Raw genomic sequence first — 15903 nt, forward strand, 5'->3', positions numbered from 1 at the left:
CAAGCTTTCGTGAACCTTTCGTTTTGGGGGGGCGCACGCACCGGGGGGCCGCCCTCCCAGTGCAGGGATAGAATGTGGACGAAGGAGGGAGGGGAGCGGCATGAGGGACCTGCACGAGGCGCGGGTGCTGGTGGTGGAGGATGACCACATCCTCCGCGAGCAGCTGCTCGAGCTGCTGGAGCGCGATGGCTATCGCTCTGTGCAGGGCGTGGGCACCGTGGCCGACGCCCTGCTCTCAACCGCAACCTGGCAGCCCCAGCTACTCCTGCTCGACGTGATGCTGCCCGATGGCAATGGCTTCGACCTGCTGCGTCGGGTGCGTGAGACGAGCGATGTGCCGGCACTGTTCCTCTCTGCGCGCGACGAGGACGCGAGCCGCCTGCGGGGCCTGGGACTGGGGGCCGATGACTACGTGGCCAAACCCTTTCTGCCCGCCGAGCTGCTGCTGCGTCTGGCAGCCGTGCTGCGCCGCAGCTATAGCCTGCCAGACGCGCCAGCTGCCGTCGTGCTCGGGGACGTGGAGGTGGACCTGGCCACGGGCGAGGTGAGGCGCCGCGGCGCCGTGGAGGCGACCCTCACGGCCAAGGAGTACGCGCTCGTCAAGCGCCTGAGTGAGAGCCGGGGCTCCATTGTGACGACGGATGAGCTCTGCCGCAGCGTCTATGGGGACGAGTTCGGCTATGCCAACGCGCTCGCTATTCTCGTTCGCCGCCTGCGCGAGAAGGTCGAAGGTGACCCCTCCCACCCACACTGGGTCGTCACGGTGCGGGGACTGGGCTACCGGCTCCTGCACGAGGAGGCGCAATGAGGGAGCTTGCGCGCGTGCGCCTGCGGGGTGGCTTGGGCGTCGTCGCATCCTGCATCCTCGGCGCCGCGGCCATCCTCGTGGTCAACATCGTCATTGTGGGCGTCGTCGTGTTCGCGACTGGCCTCCGGGGCGGCAGCGACACCGCCCCGGAGGCCTCGAAGGTGTCCGAGTCGCTCACCGAGCGGGACGGGACGTACGCGCTTTCGACGGACGTGGAGCGGGCGCTGCGCGACCATGGCAGCTGGGCCCTGCTCATCGACGAGGACGGCAACGTGGTCTGGGACTTTGATGTGCCCGATGACGTGCCCCCACGCTACACCCCTGCTGACGTCGCGTCCTTCTCGCGCTGGTACCTGGGTGACTATCCCGTGTCCTGCTGGCGACACGGCGGGAGGCTCGTGGTGGTGGGCTCTCCCAAGGGCTCCGTCTGGAAGTATGCCGTGACGCTGGGCTCCCACAAGCTCGGCGGCATTGTCGTGCTCTTGGGAGCGGTCTTCTGCGCTGACCTCATCGTGCTCGTCGCCCTTGCGCGCATGCTTTCCCGAAGCTCGTGGAAGCAGCGTGACGATGCCCGCAACGAGTGGGTCGCCGCCGTGTCACACGACGTGCGGACGCCGCTCGCGGCGGTCGTCACGGACGCCGCGAGCCTGATGGAAAGTCCCCGGCTTGGCGCGGGCGAGCGGGAGCGGGCCGCGCGCATCGTGACGAAGTCCCAGGAGACGGCCGCGCTGCTCGCCGACCTCAACACGGCGAACCGTCTGCGCTTTGCCATGGAGCCGGTGGATGCGACGGACGTGCACTTGGCGGCGGTGCTACGCTCGGTGGTGGCAGACTTTGTAGATGAGGGAACGGGTGCCTGCGAGCTGGGGCTTGACGTGGCACCCGCCGCCGAGGGTCTCTGCATGCGCGGGAGCGAGGCACTGCTGCGGCGCATGGTGGTGAACCTCGTGGGCAACAGCATTCGTCACAACCCGCAGGGCTGCCACGTGACGGTGTCGCTCGCTGCGCGCGCGGGGCTGCTGGGCAGCTCGTTCGGGCGGCGGCTCGTGCTCGTCGTGAGCGATGACGGACGCGGCCTGGGGGCGGGGACGCTCGCGGCGCTCAAGAGGAGGCCGGGCGCCGAGTTTCCCGAGCACGGCCTGGGCCTCGTGATCGTGCGGCGCATTGCGGCGGCGCACGGGGGAAGGGCGTGCTTCTCTGAAAACGAGGGAGGCGGATGTACCTGCACCGTGGAGCTGCCAACTAGGGCGACCACCGCGTGATATGGTGCCCGTGCCCTGGCTGACGCGTTCCGCGCAGCCTTCGATGGTCTGTACCCCGAGGCGGTGGTCACGTACGATTCCGAGAGGATGGGGGCTCTTTGTCCTGTCACGTTAGGAATCAATTACGGAAATATGTGTTATAACACAATATTTCGTAATAGTATTGACGTGATGATGGCATGACGGTGCAGGGGGGCGTGAATGGAAGTCAAGCGAGACAGGTATCTTGACAGGCTCATTGAGCGGAAAGGCAACGGCCTCATCAAGGCCGTCACGGGAATTCGACGCTGCGGGAAGTCATTCCTCCTGCTCGAGCTGTTCCATCGCCATCTTGTCGAGTCGGGCGTTCCCGAGTCCCGCATCGTGGAAGTTGCGCTCGACGATCGGGCTAACAAGCCCCTGCGCAATCCTGACACCCTGTTCGCCTATCTTCGCGGGCGTGTTCCCGGAGACGGCGTCCCCACCTATGTCGTCCTCGATGAAATCCAGCTCGTACCCGAGTTCGAGGACGTCTTGAACAGCCTTCTTCACATGAGAGGAGCAGACGTTTACGTGTCGGGATCGAACTCCCAGTTCCTCTCCACAGACATTGTCTCAAGGTTCCGAGGGCGCAGCGACGAGATCAGGGTGCGACCGCTTTCGTTTTCGGAATTCATGAGCATTTTCGACGGGCCTGCGGACGAAGGGTGGGACGAATACGTTGTCCATGGCGGCATGCCGCTGGCACTGTCGTATTCGCGCGCCTCCGACAAAGAGGCATACCTGCGCTCGCTGTTCGAGAAGGTGTACATCGCTGACGTCGTCGAGCGCAACAAGGTGCGACATCCTGAGGAGCTCGACGAGCTTGTGGACGTACTTGCGTCGGCGACCGGGTCGCTTACCAACCCGACGCGCCTCATGAACGTCTTCAGGAGCGTCAAGAAAAAGGACATCAGCGATAAGACCATCACCAGCTACATCTCGCACTTGGAAAACGCCTATCTCGTGAGCGAGGCCCAGCGCTTCGACATAAAGGGCAACGCCTATATTGGATCGCCCAAGAAGTACTACTTCGAGGACGTGGGACTGCGTAATGCGCGCATGGGGTTCAGGCAGGCAGAGGAGAACCACCTCATGGAAAACATCGTGTTCAACGAGCTGCTCTCCAGGGGGTTTAACGTTGATGTGGGCGTTGTCGACGCCTTTGGCAGAGACAAAAGCGGCAAGACCATACGCCAACGTCTGGAGGTCGACTTCGTTGCCACACTTGGTTCGTCGCGCTACTACGTGCAGTCTGCGTTGGCTATCGATGATCCGGAGAAACGCGAGCAGGAGACGAGGCCGCTCGCGAAAATCGACGACTCGTTCCGCAAGATCGTCGTTGTCCGCGGTGCGATGAAGCCTCGCCGTGATGAGAAGGGCCTGGTCTATATGGGGATACGGAATTTCCTGCTTGACCCCGACAGTCTTGATGTCTAGACGGATGACAGGGAGAGGTTCAGTGAATATGCATCCTCTCATTACAGTTGATGACATCAGGCCCCTCGGTGCGAAGGGTGTACATCGAGGGGCTGGTGGCCCGGCTTCCGTTGCCGGATCTGGGTCCCTTGGATCTAATATGACGGCATTCTTGGTAGGAGGCGCTATAAGCGGGAGAGGGACAGCCCCCTCCGTTCGGGGAACCGGCGACTCGATTCTTCCAGAATTCTTCCCTGCGGACTCGGCGGCGTATTGCGGCAGCGCACGGCGGGCCGTCGCGCTTCTCTGACAACGAGGGCGGTGGGTGCACCTGCACCGTTGAACTGCCGGTTGCGGCATGGTGAGCGCGTAGGAGCTTCCTGACCTCTCCGCGCTGTCCCTCTGGAGATTGTGGACGATACTGGCAATGGAGATGTCACCTTTGGCAAGATGGGTGCAGGCTCGCGTGTCTGTCGGATGGCGTCCATGGGAGGTTGGTCATGAAGAAGCTGAACATTCTCGAAGGGCCCTCGGGCATTCCCGCCATCGCCCTCGGTCTGATGCACATGCCGGCGCTGGCGAAGGATGAGGCCGCGCGGGTCCTGGCCAATGCCGTCGACCTCGGCGTGAACTTCTTTGATGAGGCTACCTGCTACGCGCAGGGGGAGGCGGAGCGCAGGTTTGGCGAGGCCTTCCCGCTGTCTGGTCTCTCTCGCGACCAGATTGTCATGCAGACCAAGTGTGGCCTGGAGTTCGCGCGCGGCGTCTTCGACCACTCCAAGGCCAACATCCTGAAGAGCGTGGACGAGAGCCTGGAGCGCATGGGCCTCGACTACGTGGACGTGCTGCTGCTGCACCGCCCGGACCTCCTCATGGACCCGGAGGAGGTCGCCGACGCGTTCGATGAGCTGCACGCCAGCGGCAAGGTGCTCCACTTTGGCGTGAGCAACTTCTCCCCGATGATGATAGATCTGCTCAAGAAGCACGTGCGCGTTCCCTTGGTCTTTGATCAGATGAGCCTCTCACTGGAGCAGTCGCAGCTCATCGATCAGGGGCTTTATGTGAACAACCTCACGACCGAGCGCTCCGTGGACCGTGACAACGAGACCTTCAACTACTGCCGCGTGAACGACATCACGATACAGACCTGGTCCTCGCTGTCCTATGGCTTCCCGGCGGGCGGCAAGCCGGGCGGCTGCTTCGTCGACTCCCCAAAGTTCCCGGAGCTGAACGCCGCCCTGCAGGAGCTTGCGGACAGGCACGGGACGACGAAGGCTGCCATCGCCATCGCGTGGATCACCTCGCACCCGGCGCACATGCAGGCAATCGTCGGCACGATGAGCCCCGATCACCTGGCAGACATCGTGAGCGGCGCGGACGTCACGCTGACCCGCGAGGAGTGGTACGGACTCTACCTCGCGAGCGGAAAGTACCTGCCGTAGGCATCAGTGGTTCCTGACGCTAGCAATTGGGCTGTCTTATATTCCTTGTTTTACTACCGGACTTTGGTTTTCTGATTCCCGTTATGGTGCCATGAGGCCCTTCAGCTGCGCCTGCGGCCGATCGAGGGTCGCTCCCCCTCGCCGCGGAGCATCCCGAGGGAGCAGGACGGGATCGCCTTCACGTCACCCTCGGTGAGATTGAAGTGCAGTAGGGGCAGGCCCGTCCTGGCTGCAAGCTCCTCTATCAGGGGGGTGTGCCTGGACACGTTGACATACCTCCTCTCGGAGGCGTGGCATACGTCGAAACCCCGGCAGAGGCCCATGATGTCCTCCGACGAGAACCTGCCTCCCAGCACCTTGACCTGCAGGAGCCGCACGAGCAGGACCGCGATGTAGCAGACGAGGAAGTGGCCGGCGATCGTGCTCTGCCTCTGCAGATAGACCGGCCTTGCGTCGAGCTCGGACTTCATGACCCTGAAGCTCTCCTCGATCCTCCGGAGCCGGTGGTAGGTGTCGTATATCTCGCGGGGCCCCATACCGGTCTCGGAGGTCACGATCATGTTGTGTCCCGCGAGCATCCTCGCCTTCCGGATCGCCTCGTGGTCGAAGGTGGCCGCGACCCTCATGTCCTCCCTGACCTCGCCTTCCCCGTCCACGGGCGCGAAGATGACTACAACTTCTGGTACTTGGCATAGGTGTCGACGTTCTGCGCATGCACGAGCAGCATGTCGAAGTGGTCGGTGCCGCAGCGTTTGAGGAGCGAGTTGATTGCGCCGTCGAATTCCTCACCGCCCGTCTTGGGCAGGTGCATCATACTGAACTCGAAGTGGCCATTCTTTGCGTCAACCCATCCCATAGCTGTCTTTCGGGCACAGCAGCTTTGGCAGCCTCTCATGCGGCTGCCGCGTCCGTCTCTTGGCCTGACGCTGTGCCAGCCCCGTTTCCCCTCGATACATAGGGTCCGAGCGTAGGATCGGATTTGAAGTACTGGTACAGCTCCTCCGAGACCTGTTCGGAGGAGGCGATCTCTATGAGAATGCCTGTCCTGCTCGTGTAGTAGCCATAGTATTCTTTGCCCACCACGAGCGGACCGACGCCATTGGCATCGAGCATCGAGTCAAGCTCTGGCGCATACACTTTGAACGAGATACCTGCCGGGTCATCGGCGGGCACCCACCTTTCCACTCCAGCGACCTTCTTGTATGTCATCGGCTTGAGGCAGATGCGCTCCTGCAGCGGCATTGGGATGCCTGTCTGAGAGGCACGTGCGTTGAAGTAGCTCGAATCGTCGGTCACGGCGGGATCCATGTACACATCATAGATTGAAACGAGGCTTCCAAGGCCGTGCTGCAGGTCTTTTGCAGCTCCCATGGCCTTGCTGCCCGCATACCAGATTCCGATGCCGAAGACAACGAGCAGCGCAAAGCTCAAAGCTTTGACATGGAGCGCGCGGTTTTCGAGATGGGACGCATTGGCAAAGCCCAAGCCCGCCTGCATGAACCCCCGGAGGCAGAAGCCAAGAATGGCCGTAAAGTAGATCAGGTACTTCCAGACCGCCTCCCAGCCAATCGTGGGCGGGATGCTGTCCTGTGGCAGAAGGTACAACATGACACTGAGCCCCACGAGGACAATCCAGGCCTGGCGCAGGTGCTCTCTGGCATCGGGACAGACTCTCTCACGCGTGCCCTCAGTGCGTGCCTTGGCAGTCTCGTCTCGTACATCGTCCATGGCAGGAGCCTTTCTCTGTCAGTCTGCGCACATCTGCCCTAATGGTATTATCGCACCGGACTTTGGTTTTCTGATTCCCGTTATGGTGCCATGAGGCCCTTCAGCTGCGCCTGCGGCCGGCCGAGGGTCGCTCGTCACCCAGGCAGGCGAGGCCGTCATAGAGCTGGTTCAGCGTGAAGGCTGCATCCACGCCTTCCATCTGCGGCAGCACGTCGGTGAAGGTCCTGAGCTTCGAGCAGGGCGCCACGGCGTGGGCGTAGACGAGCGAGGAGAGGAGCTCCGCAATCTGGAACCGAAAGCCGCTGTGGAGCTGCAGGTACGCGAGGTCGCCCGCCACGCCGAGCGCGTCATCCACCGCCTTGACCGCGAAGTGGCCCAGGTGCCTCTCGACGAGATCGGGCCCGAACTCGCGGACCTTCTTCCGTTCCCTGGCCGTCTTCCTCTCGGCGTTCATCATGTCCACCTCGGCCTTGAAGTGCGCGATGGGGTTTACGATGCCGGACTCCCTGAGCTCGTGCTCGTAGCCCAGTGCCTTCATGGACCTGTTCGCGGTGTGCCCCCGCTCGGGGTCCCAGTGGCTCTCGTAGATCTGGAGATAGAGCCCCTTTTTGTTGTGCGTTCTCTTGAGGAAGTAGGCCACCGCCGCCCCCTGTTAAACGAAAGCACCATAGCACTATATAGAGATGGTACCAGGAAATGTCCTCCTTGCTATCAGACCGCATGTGGAATCCTAAAGATCTGTGGTGATAAGATCTAAATACGGGTGTTTTGCTACTATCTTAGCCAAATAATTTATAATGGCTAAGATAGTAGAGAGGTGGCGAGGATATGGCGGAGCAGTTCGACTATGACAGGATGCTTGCGAGCCTCCTAGTGCCAGAGGTGTTCTCTGCACTTGCGGATGTGCACGAACATAGGGGCAGGGAGCAACTCTATGTCACCATGGCACCCGACGTTCTGGACAGCCTCGTCGAGTCGGCGCGCATTCAGAGTACGGGCGCCTCGAACAGAATCGAGAACATATCCACCTCGGACAAACGCCTACGCGAGCTTGTGACGGCAGGCGCGAAGCCCCATACCCGTGACGAACGCGAGATCGTGGGCTATCGCTACGTACTTGATGAGATACATGTGTTGCATGATGACATTCCCGTTATGCCCAACGTCATCCTGCAGCTCCACCGCGCCCTATACCGATTCACCGAGGCCGGTTTTGCCGGGCGGTGGAAGGACTCGGACAACGTCATTGCCGAGCAAGGCGAATCCGGTGAGATGGTCGTCCGGTTCAGGCCCACAAGTGCCGTCGCGACTCCCCATGCGATGGAGCGAATCTGCGACGAGTATGCAAGGCAGATTGGCACCGGCAGGCATGACCCACTGCTCGTCTCGCTGGTCTTTGCCTTCGACTTCGTGTCCATCCACCCGTTCAACGACGGCAACGGACGCATGAGTCGCCTGCTCATCCTGCTTCTCCTGTACCGCAGCGGCTACCTCGTGGGGAAGTACGTATCCATCGAGCGCGAGATGGAGCGCACGAGGCAGACCTACTACGAGGCGCTTGCGGCAAGCTCTGTGGGCTGGAAGGATGCCACGAGTGACTATGCGCCATTCGTGACCTACATGCTGGGTGTCCTCATCGCCTGCTATGGGGAGCTGGACGAGCGCGTCGCGCGCCTGTCGTCTGGTAAGAGCAATGAGGATATACTGCGCGCGTATTTCGATGGTCTTATGGGCGCCGCCACCAAGTACGAGATCATGGACGCTAACCCCTCGATGAGCCAGCGCACTATCGAGCGCATCCTCCAGAGGCTGCAGGCGGAGGGTGCCATCGAGAAGGTCGGTGCCGCCCGCGCCACGATGTATAGGGTGAGGCGCTAGGTGGGTGCACGTGTGCCGCGGATGTGGGCTCGCTGCCGCTGGCACGCCTGGGAGGGGCGTCTGGCAGGCCTTGTAGGGGGGGTGGCCATGTATACCGCCAATGGCGGTATACTTATGGCGATATACATGAGAGGATGCCCATGGCCTACGTCCCACCATTCGAGCGAAACGACCGGATCGATTCGCTCTGCATGGAGATTGCCGAGCTCGTCGGCAAGATATCTCCCCAGTCGAATTTTGCCGCGAGTCCTACGCTCCACCGCGAGCTGCGCATCAAGACGATACACTCTTCGCTTCTCATTGAGGGGAACGAGCTTGACGAGAAGGCCGTGACGGCGATCCTCGATGGCAAGCACGTATTGGGTGACGCTCATGACATTCTTGAGGTGAAGAACGCCCAGCGTGCCTATGAGTTGCTTCCACGCCTCAATCCGTACTCAATCGATGACCTTCTCAGAGCGTATGGAGTGATGATGAGAGGGCTTGTCCCCGAGGCCGGCCGCTTTCGCTCGGGAAATGTTGGTGTGTTTGATGGTGGTACCCTCATCCATGCCGGGACGCCTGCCAAGTACGTGCCTGAGGTCATGTCCGACATGTTTGCATGGCTTAAGAGCACCATCATGCATCCGCTGCTCGCCTCGTGCATCTTCCATTTTGAGTTTGAGTTCACCCACCCGTTCGCTGACGGCAATGGCAGGATGGGCAGGCTCTGGCACACGCTGCTGCTCTCAAGATGGAGGCCGATCCTCGCATGGCTGCCCGTCGAGAGCACCATCCGCAGTCGGCAGGCGGGGTACTACGCGGCTCTTGCCGAATCGGACGCACGAGGATCGAGCGAGGCATTCGTCGAGTTCATACTTGAGGTCATACGCGACGCCATCATTCCCTTTGCCCTGCCGCAGAGCGCGCACGAGCTTGAGCTGTCGGATGCCCTGTCATTCTTCGAGGAGAACCCCAGGGGCACGATCTCTGCCCTCGCCGAACGCCTCGGTAGCTCGAAGCGCACCGCCGAGCGTGTGGTTGCGGAGCTCAAGGCGGCCGGCAAGCTGGAGAGAGAGGGGAGCGCAAGAGCTGGCGTGTGGATCGTGCGCAGGTAGGGCGTTGGCCCCCAGATCATTTCCCGCCCCCAGGGTCCCAAGCCGTCCCATTTGTGTCGCGTACACCTACTACCATCATCAGAAGAGTAGCTGGTGTCTACAAAGGGGGCAGGATCACATGGACGAGATAGATTGTGGGACGAATCGAGAAACGATTGCGAACATGTGCCGACGCTTTCGCAGAAGTATGTACGACACTTCCAACCTTGTTGACTGGCAGCAGTGGCATCGTGAGAGGAACTGGATCCTGACGGGGAGCAAGGATCGGAGTTTTTCTTGGCCCATCTTCGGAAGTCTGGTTGTGCAGGAACCCGGGTATCTCGCGCTTGTCCTGACGGCAGTTGGCATCCTAGGGGTCTTCCTCCGCTTCGCAGCACAGTTATGCAAGGACATACCCTCCTTGCGTTTTCTCTGGGAGTTCTTTCGACCGGCGCTTGAGTTTGACGCTTCGGGTGGGGAAGCGATAGCGACTATACTGACCGCTCTGCTTATGGGCGCTCTTGTCATCTTGCTGCTGTCTCTTCCGGTCATGCATACGGGAAGAGAGTTGTGCAGGCGCCATTGCAAGTTGTCCGGTCCTAGCCGATTCTGTAAGTGGGAGGATCTTGAGCACTATAACAAGATCTGGCTACAGGTAAGCGGAGCATGTTCGGGCTTCCTGCTCGGCTATGCCCTCATGGCCATCGTTGGCGTTTTGCGCACAAATGTCTTTGGTGCTGCGTCGATGACCTTCTTGGGCGCCTTTCATTTCTGGCTCCTGCTCCCGACCGGAACACTCAAGCGACTGCTTGAACTTAAGTTTGTTCCTCTTAGGGGGCTTCTGGCTGGATTATTGTCAGTCCTGCTGGTTGCACTACTGGGAAGTCTAGGAAATTACCAGGTCATTCCAGAGGTTGTTACAGCTGATCTCTTGAGCAAGGCCCTAAGCCTATACAAAGACCTTTTTTTGTTGCTCCCTCTTACCCTTATATACGATGTCCTAGGGTGTGTGCAACAGTTCAGGACTAACCGTGAGATGGCCCAGAGGATTCCGTTGATAAGGCGCATAGATACGTTCTCTGACAAACACCCCTCAGCATTAGGAGAAGATTCTTCCCAAGCAGGAGGAAAGATACTACCACGTCGTACATACTCCGATTGGTTCAAGGGTGATATGCGATGGGCGATCATCGAGATTTGCATTCCGTTAGTGGCCATTTTTATATTTTATTGTGTTGGTAGCGTCATCCCGTATCCTGCTGTCTGACAACGTAGGGTGGCATGACGGTTGGCACCTTGGCCGTCTCCAATCATGCGGTACGTCACATCGATGAAATCCTTTGCGAAGGTGTGTGGGTGGCGATTTGCATATTGTGGACACGAATTATGCCCATAATTCAAGAGGTGAATGATACAAGCCTAGGGCGTCAATGAGGAAATACCGACCATGGAAAAATTTCCATCCTCATTGTACGAGCATCGAGTGGCAGGCGACGCCCGTTACTACACTGTTCATGACAGCCGGCTTCCTTTGTTGGGCCTGCCTCATAGTGGCAGAAGGTTCCAAATGATGGCCGCGCCCGTGTGCCGCAGGACCAGGGGCTCGGCGCAGGGGAGATGTGACTGAGCCAAGGATGAAGGAGGGCCATCTCATGCAGGGTCGAGCACTCAACGTCGCATACATCGGCAATGGCAAGAGCGCCAACCGCTATCACATACCCTACGTGCTCGCACGTCAGGAGAAGTTTCGCATCAAGGCCATCGAGGCTCGCCACATAGATCACACGGCATGGTCCGAGGTGCCTGGCGTGGCATACACCACGGACCTTGAGGGCATGCTGGACGACCCCGAGGTGGACATCATCGAGGTGACGACGCCCTCCGACCTTCACTTCGAGATGGCCAAGAAGGCCCTTGAGGCCGGTAAGCACGTGACGGTCGACAAGCCCTTCGCGGCGACCGCTGCGCAGGCGCAGGAGCTCTTCGACCTTGCCAGTGCCAAGGGCGTCACGGTCCAGTGCTACCAGAACCGCCGCTTTGACTCTGACTTCCTTACGGCACGGCAGGTGCTTGCATCTGGCAGGCTGGGGCATGTCTTCGAGGTGGTGACGAGCTACGACTATTGGCGCCCTCGGATGCTTGCCGGCAAGCCGCTCGACGTTGTCAACCAAGCCGCCTACGGACACGCCTCGCACTGCCTCGACCAGCTCATCAGCTGGTTTGGCATGCCTGACCATTGGCGCGGCGAGCTCAGGCAGCTGCAGGGCGAGGGAATGGCCAACGACTACTTCGACTATGACCTCTACTACGACGACCTTGGACTCAAGGCAACGGCGCAGGCCAACTACTCGACAGCTTTTCCGCGCCCGAGCTTCGCGCTCTATGGTGACAGGGGCGCCTATATCAAGGGGGACAAGGACCAGCAGGAACGTGACCTCAAGCATTTCTACCTGCCCGTCGGGCACGATGACTTTGGCCTGGATGCGCCGGGGCAGTGGGGGACCCTGCGCTACGAGGACGCTGAGGGCCTGCACGAGGAGCGCGTTCCCTCGGTACGCAGCAGCTATTCCCAGTGGTATGACGCGCTGTACGAGACCGTCGCGCACGGTGTGCCCCAACTCGTTACGTCCGAGGAGACCATGATGCAGATGCGCATCCTCGAGGAGAGCGCGCGACAGCTGCGGTAGGGCGGCAACCAGATCCGGCAGAGGGTGAGCCATCAATGATGTCGGCTGTCATGAGGGCCGGGATGGGCCGACAGCTCGCTCACGCCTGCGCCACCACCACGATCCATGGCCTTGACTCGTGGTGGTGGCAGGTTATGGTCGTGAATCCCGCACCCCGCAGCGCGTCGCCGATCTGCTCTGTGGTGTAGCAGCGCATGCCATCGATGATCCGCTGGAACCTGAGCGACGCCGCATCCGTCCCATCCGACTCGTTGACTATGCAGAAGTGCCCACCGGGGTGCAGGATTCGATGTACGTTTGCAAAGCACTCCTCGAGGCCGGGCCAAAAGTAGATGGTCTCGAACGCCGTGGCCAGGTTGAATGAGTCATCGGGAAGGTCGAGTCTCGAGACGTCCCCCTGCAGTACCCTGCATCTTCCCTCGTCTACCTGGGCCCTGTTGTATGACGTGGTCTTCCTGACGGAGAGGGGAGCGTAGTCGAGGGCGCACATGCGCGCATGCGGGTAGCGCCTCATGAGCGTTGCCGCGTTCCTGCCGCCGCCGCAGCCCAGGTCGATGATGTCTGCAGGAGTCATTGGCGGAAACTTGTCCATGCCCCAATCAGCTAGAGCCGCGTGCCCAGAGTTCATCCCGCTGACCATGAGCGAGCCCAGGATCCCCTCGGGCTTGCGGGTGTTGTTGACGAAGCGCGTGAATAGTCCCATGCGGGTCCCTTCGATATGTTGCCTGCGCGTCCGTCCCATGGCGACGCTCCGCCAGGGCGGTCCCAAAGACCGTCTCTGCCTCTCGGAGAGTATATCGCAACAGTTAGTTTTGGCTAATTTGCAGTATGATATTTTACGGAATGTCGAATCGTGCGGCCACCTTGCTCGGAATCATGTGGGCACATGTCGGATATGCGAGAGGGTAGGCACACATGAGGTTTGACGTGGTGGGAGAGCTGGGGAACCCCATGGTGCTGATGCTGCCGGGCTCGTTCTGCACGGGCGACACGCTGCGCCCCATAGCCGACAGGTTGAGCGGGAGCTACTGCGTCGTGCTCGTCACGTTGGACGGCCACGTTCGTGGCGGGGGCGACTACCTCTCCAAGGAGGATGCTACGGACAAGGTCGTCGGTTGGCTGCGTGACCGGGGCGTCGGACACCTTGCGATGGCGCATGGCACCTCGATGGGTGCCATCAATGCGCTCGACATCGCACGGGAGGGTTCCATCACCTCCGACGTCTGGTTCTTCGATGGTGGCCCGTTCTTCGACTTCCCCAAGCCGGTCGAGCTCGCCGTGCGAGCCGCCTTCCGCCACATGGTCCGTGTTGCCAGGCGCGATGGTGCTGCTGGCGTAACCGATGATGAGCTTGATGCCGTGCTCGAAAAAGGCATGCTCGGGCGCCTTCTCGGTGGCGGGGCTCCCGTCTACAGGGAGATGGTGCGCGACTGCATGGAGGTGTGCTCGTTCGTCTCCGACGCGTCGGTGGCCCATGAGTCCGCGACCTTCTGCGAGTGCAGGCTGCCGGACCTGCCGCCGGACGTGGTTGGGCGCTGCGTCTTCCTGTGGGGGAGCGAGGAGTCGGCCCGCATGTCGCACAGGCGTGTGTTCAGGAGGTACCCGGATGCGGAGTTCATCGATGTGCCTGGTTACAACCACTGCGGCTATCAGTGCGCCCATCCCGACGAGTACGCTGCACTGCTGGACGAGAGGATTCGGGGGAGTCGCTGACATACGGGGTGAGGCTCGATCCATCGAGGCGCAGGTCCATGCCAGTTGTCTGCGACCTACCTGCGGATGACGGTCTCGGAAAGCAACTTCCTGCTGGTGTGGTTGGGCAGGGGCCCTGTCCCTTCGGCGGCATGGCCTAGGTCGAGGGCCATCAGGATGACCTCGTTGCTTGGAAGTTCCAACGCCTCGGCCATCTTCTGGGGGTCAAAGAAATTGACCCAGCAGCTGTCTACGCCCAGGCTCTGTGCGGCAAGCAGCATGTGCGTGGCCACGATGCTCGCGTCCTCTATGCCAGAGTCCCGTACGCCACCCGGATAGGTGAAGACGTTGGTGCTGTCGAACGCCACGAGCAGGACGGTGGGGGCGCCGTAGCGACAGGGGCAGATCTCGTCGAACCGCGCCAAGGCCTCGTCGGACTCGAGCACGTAGACCCTTTGCTCCTGGAGGTTCTTGGCGGTTGGCGCAATGCGCCCGGCCTCCAGGATCGCGTCCAGCTCCTCTTTGCTGATTGCCTTGTCGCCAAACTTCTTGCAGGAATAGCGATCTCTGATGACGTCCGCAAACTCCATGAGGGTCTCCTTGTCCTGGTGCCTTTCCTACCTCACGATGTAGCTGTCCACGATCTCGCCGTAGTAGATGACGTGGTAGTAGCAGTTGCCGCCCTTATCGATGTCGGTGACGTCGGCGGGGTAGAAGCGCCCCTGTATGTCCTCGGGGACGGAGCCTTTGTCCATCAGCTGCTGGTACATGACCTTGCACTCCAGTGTCAGCGGCACCTCGGCGATTGCGGGGACGTCCACCGTGCTGCCGTCCACCAGGGTCAGGCCCAGCTCGGCGACCTTGTCCACGCTGCGACCGCTCTTGGTGCCGGCAACGGCGAAGATGTCCCTGTTCAGACGCTCTCCCTCAAGGGGAACGTTGACGGTGAACTCCGGGTTCTTCTCGAGCAGCGCGTGCGTGTGGCGGCTCGTGCGAACGAAGGCGGTGAAGGTGGGTTTGCCCCAAAGCGTACCGATGAGCCCCCACCCAATCACCATGGTGTTCACCTCGCCGCCTGCCTTGGTGGTGAGCAGGATGCCCCCGGGGTTCGCCTGCGTGATCGTGTTCGCATGCTCAAACGGATCGACGTGCTGCCGCTCCATGATGGCCCCCTTCGGTCGTGACTTCGTATGCAACCAGCCTACCCCGTCGTGTGCTGCGATGGGCGCCTTGACGAAATCCTGACACGCATCGAGCACCCCCTTGTCCAGAGGGGGGCATGGCAGACGTCCGATCGGGATCCATCCCGGCGGATCGCGTGATGGTAATGCTGCCGGAACCTTGCGTGCTGTCGAGGTCTGGAGCAAAAAATGCATTGCGCATTGCCGTGCATGAAGCTCCGGCACCATCTCTCATGGTGTAATCCTCGTCACCCGAACCAACCCTGTGCGGGGTGACGGCCGCGTTTTTGCGTGGATGGCCCATGCCCCGTGGGTGCGGCCCAACGTTCCGGCCATGGGTGGGCCGATGAGCCATCTCGATCTTGGATCCATCGAGACCTTGGGATACATGAGAGATCGATGCTGGCGGCTTTCCAAAATAACTAATACGTCACGCAATGATTTTCTTGTTGTATCTATTGCGCTTCATATAATTAAGCCGATGGGAGGGGGAAACGAGGATGTCGCTGAACTACCGGGAAGCCGTCAAGCTGATTAGAAGAAACGGTGGTAGGTTCATATGGCATGGGGCAAGGCATGACATCTTCGAGACCAAGGATGGGAAGGAGATACAGGTGCCGCGCCACGCGAAAGACCTGAGTTCGGGAGTGGAGAGGGACATCAAAGAGAAGCTGGGAATGAGGTAGGTTCCGGCCCCGATCTTGGTGGGAGG

At 60.7% G+C, this 15903-nt stretch carries 17 protein-coding genes; 10 read left to right on the plus strand and 7 right to left on the minus strand.

Annotated elements, in window-relative coordinates; genetic code table 11:
• Positions 1-100: 100 nt before the first annotated feature.
• The 4 genes from J2S71_RS08055 to J2S71_RS08070 all read left to right on the plus strand — a co-directional run bounded on the left by J2S71_RS08055 (position 101) and on the right by J2S71_RS08070 (position 4949).
• Positions 101-808 (plus strand): response regulator transcription factor, encoded by a 708-nt coding sequence (locus tag J2S71_RS08055; protein ID WP_307390603.1) that lies wholly within the window; start codon positions 101-103, stop codon positions 806-808.
• Positions 805-2070 (plus strand): sensor histidine kinase, encoded by a 1266-nt coding sequence (locus J2S71_RS08060; RefSeq protein ID WP_307390605.1) that lies wholly within the window; start codon positions 805-807, stop codon positions 2068-2070. Before J2S71_RS08055 ends, J2S71_RS08060 begins: the two co-directional genes overlap by 4 nt.
• A gap of 201 nt (positions 2071-2271) precedes the next feature.
• Positions 2272-3528, plus strand: coding sequence for an ATP-binding protein (locus J2S71_RS08065; RefSeq protein WP_307390608.1), 1257 nt, complete (start codon positions 2272-2274; stop codon positions 3526-3528).
• A 479-nt stretch (positions 3529-4007) separates the two neighbouring features.
• Positions 4008-4949 (plus strand): aldo/keto reductase, encoded by a 942-nt coding sequence (locus tag J2S71_RS08070; RefSeq protein WP_307390611.1) that lies wholly within the window; start codon positions 4008-4010, stop codon positions 4947-4949.
• Between the two features lie 101 nt (positions 4950-5050).
• On the opposite strand, the gene J2S71_RS08075 is transcribed toward J2S71_RS08070, so the two are convergent.
• The 4 genes from J2S71_RS08075 to J2S71_RS08090 all read right to left on the minus strand — a co-directional run bounded on the left by J2S71_RS08075 (position 5051) and on the right by J2S71_RS08090 (position 7317).
• Positions 5051-5605 (minus strand): IS1634 family transposase, encoded by a 555-nt coding sequence (locus tag J2S71_RS08075; protein WP_307390614.1) that lies wholly within the window; start codon positions 5603-5605, stop codon positions 5051-5053.
• Between the two features lie 14 nt (positions 5606-5619).
• The gene (locus tag J2S71_RS08080) at positions 5620-5805 is read right to left on the minus strand and encodes a hypothetical protein (RefSeq protein WP_307390616.1); all 186 of its coding nucleotides are present in this window, start codon (positions 5803-5805) and stop codon (positions 5620-5622) included.
• 35 nt (positions 5806-5840) lie between these two features.
• Complete coding sequence (locus J2S71_RS08085; RefSeq protein WP_307390619.1) at positions 5841-6677, minus strand: hypothetical protein; 837 nt, start codon at positions 6675-6677, stop codon at positions 5841-5843.
• A gap of 100 nt (positions 6678-6777) precedes the next feature.
• Entirely contained in the window at positions 6778-7317 is a 540-nt protein-coding gene (locus J2S71_RS08090; protein WP_307390622.1) for a hypothetical protein, read from the minus strand.
• Positions 7318-7505: 188 nt separating this feature from the next.
• Between J2S71_RS08090 and J2S71_RS08095 the strand changes: the two genes are divergently transcribed.
• The 4 genes from J2S71_RS08095 (at position 7506) to J2S71_RS08110 (ending at position 12318) form a co-directional block, all read left to right on the plus strand.
• The gene (locus J2S71_RS08095) at positions 7506-8555 is read left to right on the plus strand and encodes a Fic family protein (RefSeq protein WP_307390625.1); all 1050 of its coding nucleotides are present in this window, start codon (positions 7506-7508) and stop codon (positions 8553-8555) included.
• Between the two features lie 140 nt (positions 8556-8695).
• Positions 8696-9652 carry a Fic family protein gene (locus tag J2S71_RS08100; protein ID WP_307390628.1) on the plus strand — a complete coding sequence of 319 codons (957 nt, stop codon included), beginning with the start codon at positions 8696-8698 and terminating at the stop codon, positions 9650-9652.
• 187 nt (positions 9653-9839) lie between these two features.
• Positions 9840-10898, plus strand: coding sequence for a hypothetical protein (locus tag J2S71_RS08105; RefSeq protein WP_307390631.1), 1059 nt, complete (start codon positions 9840-9842; stop codon positions 10896-10898).
• A gap of 385 nt (positions 10899-11283) precedes the next feature.
• A complete protein-coding gene (locus J2S71_RS08110; protein WP_307390633.1) occupies positions 11284-12318 on the plus strand; it encodes a Gfo/Idh/MocA family oxidoreductase in 1035 nt (344 codons plus the stop codon).
• Positions 12319-12397: 79 nt separating this feature from the next.
• On the opposite strand, the gene J2S71_RS08115 is transcribed toward J2S71_RS08110, so the two are convergent.
• Complete coding sequence (locus tag J2S71_RS08115) at positions 12398-13021, minus strand: class I SAM-dependent methyltransferase (protein ID WP_307390636.1); 624 nt, start codon at positions 13019-13021, stop codon at positions 12398-12400.
• Between the two features lie 212 nt (positions 13022-13233).
• Here J2S71_RS08115 and J2S71_RS08120 point away from each other — a divergent pair, with 212 nt between their 5' ends.
• A complete protein-coding gene (locus tag J2S71_RS08120) occupies positions 13234-14031 on the plus strand; it encodes an alpha/beta fold hydrolase (protein ID WP_307390638.1) in 798 nt (265 codons plus the stop codon).
• A 56-nt stretch (positions 14032-14087) separates the two neighbouring features.
• On the opposite strand, the gene J2S71_RS08125 is transcribed toward J2S71_RS08120, so the two are convergent.
• On the minus strand, positions 14088-14600 hold the full coding sequence (locus J2S71_RS08125; protein WP_307390642.1) for a nitroreductase family protein: 513 nt from the start codon (positions 14598-14600) through the stop codon (positions 14088-14090).
• 27 nt (positions 14601-14627) lie between these two features.
• Positions 14628-15173 (minus strand): flavin reductase family protein, encoded by a 546-nt coding sequence (locus tag J2S71_RS08130; RefSeq protein WP_021726460.1) that lies wholly within the window; start codon positions 15171-15173, stop codon positions 14628-14630.
• A 518-nt stretch (positions 15174-15691) separates the two neighbouring features.
• Here J2S71_RS08130 and J2S71_RS08135 point away from each other — a divergent pair.
• Positions 15692-15877 (plus strand): type II toxin-antitoxin system HicA family toxin, encoded by a 186-nt coding sequence (locus J2S71_RS08135; protein WP_307390646.1) that lies wholly within the window; start codon positions 15692-15694, stop codon positions 15875-15877.
• The last annotated feature ends 26 nt before the right edge of the window (positions 15878-15903 follow it).

The sequence above is a fragment of the Olsenella profusa DSM 13989 genome, from assembly GCF_030811115.1.
In the GTDB taxonomy this organism is placed as follows: Bacteria; Actinomycetota; Coriobacteriia; order Coriobacteriales; family Atopobiaceae; genus Olsenella_F; species Olsenella_F profusa.

Coding starts and splice junctions, on each gene's coding strand:
- J2S71_RS08055 (WP_307390603.1), top strand. CDS start 101: ATGAGGGACCTGCACGAGGCGCGGGTGCTGGTGGTGGAGGATGACCAC.
- J2S71_RS08060 (WP_307390605.1), top strand. CDS start 805: ATGAGGGAGCTTGCGCGCGTGCGCCTGCGGGGTGGCTTGGGCGTCGTC.
- J2S71_RS08065 (WP_307390608.1), top strand. CDS start 2,272: ATGGAAGTCAAGCGAGACAGGTATCTTGACAGGCTCATTGAGCGGAAA.
- J2S71_RS08070 (WP_307390611.1), top strand. CDS start 4,008: ATGAAGAAGCTGAACATTCTCGAAGGGCCCTCGGGCATTCCCGCCATC.
- J2S71_RS08080 (WP_307390616.1), bottom strand. CDS start 5,805: ATGGGATGGGTTGACGCAAAGAATGGCCACTTCGAGTTCAGTATGATG.
- J2S71_RS08085 (WP_307390619.1), bottom strand. CDS start 6,677: ATGGACGATGTACGAGACGAGACTGCCAAGGCACGCACTGAGGGCACG.
- J2S71_RS08095 (WP_307390625.1), top strand. CDS start 7,506: ATGGCGGAGCAGTTCGACTATGACAGGATGCTTGCGAGCCTCCTAGTG.
- J2S71_RS08100 (WP_307390628.1), top strand. CDS start 8,696: ATGGCCTACGTCCCACCATTCGAGCGAAACGACCGGATCGATTCGCTC.
- J2S71_RS08105 (WP_307390631.1), top strand. CDS start 9,840: ATGTACGACACTTCCAACCTTGTTGACTGGCAGCAGTGGCATCGTGAG.
- J2S71_RS08110 (WP_307390633.1), top strand. CDS start 11,284: ATGCAGGGTCGAGCACTCAACGTCGCATACATCGGCAATGGCAAGAGC.
- J2S71_RS08115 (WP_307390636.1), bottom strand. CDS start 13,021: ATGGGACTATTCACGCGCTTCGTCAACAACACCCGCAAGCCCGAGGGG.
- J2S71_RS08120 (WP_307390638.1), top strand. CDS start 13,234: ATGAGGTTTGACGTGGTGGGAGAGCTGGGGAACCCCATGGTGCTGATG.
- J2S71_RS08125 (WP_307390642.1), bottom strand. CDS start 14,600: ATGGAGTTTGCGGACGTCATCAGAGATCGCTATTCCTGCAAGAAGTTT.
- J2S71_RS08130 (WP_021726460.1), bottom strand. CDS start 15,173: ATGGAGCGGCAGCACGTCGATCCGTTTGAGCATGCGAACACGATCACG.
- J2S71_RS08135 (WP_307390646.1), top strand. CDS start 15,692: ATGTCGCTGAACTACCGGGAAGCCGTCAAGCTGATTAGAAGAAACGGT.